The organism is Pseudoalteromonas aurantia, from assembly GCF_005886875.1.
GTDB lineage: Bacteria > Pseudomonadota > Gammaproteobacteria > Enterobacterales > Alteromonadaceae > Pseudoalteromonas > Pseudoalteromonas aurantia_A.
In genome coordinates this window covers 1-397 of record NZ_PNBY01000257.1, presented here as the reverse complement: position 1 = coordinate 397, position 397 = coordinate 1, and the positions used below count along the sequence as shown (strand labels likewise).

Genomic DNA, 397 nt, shown 5'->3' with positions numbered 1-397 from the left:
TTCATGGTCTTGATTTTGCTCCGGAAGGTTACGTCTATGCCGACAATAATGGAATTCTGTTTTCTCAGGAGCGTTTGATTTGAACGGGGAGTTCGTCACTATTAAAGAAGGTGATTTTCCTGTTTAAAAAAGTGCTCTGATGGCCGCTACCAAGGTGAAGGGAATCAATCAGGGTAGGGTCATGAAAGGGATTATTTTTACTGAATTCATGGAAATGGTCGAAGATCGTTTTTCTGAGGACGTTGCCGAAGAAATTATTGAGCTGGCTGATTTGCCATCAGGGGGTTCTTATACCTCACTGGGAACCTACTCTCATGCTGAAGTTCTGAATCTTGTCACTTGTCTGAGTCAGGTTAGCGGAGCAAAAATCGAAGATCTGGTTCAGGCCTTTGGTGAA

The 397-nt window shown here is 43.3% G+C and carries 1 protein-coding gene; it reads left to right on the top strand.

Annotation, left to right across the window (positions count from 1 at the left end; genetic code table 11):
* Positions 1 to 181: 181 nt before the first annotated feature.
* Positions 182 to 397 (top strand): heme NO-binding domain-containing protein (locus CWC18_RS20880; RefSeq protein WP_171041203.1); only part of this gene is annotated, 216 nt, incomplete at its 3' end.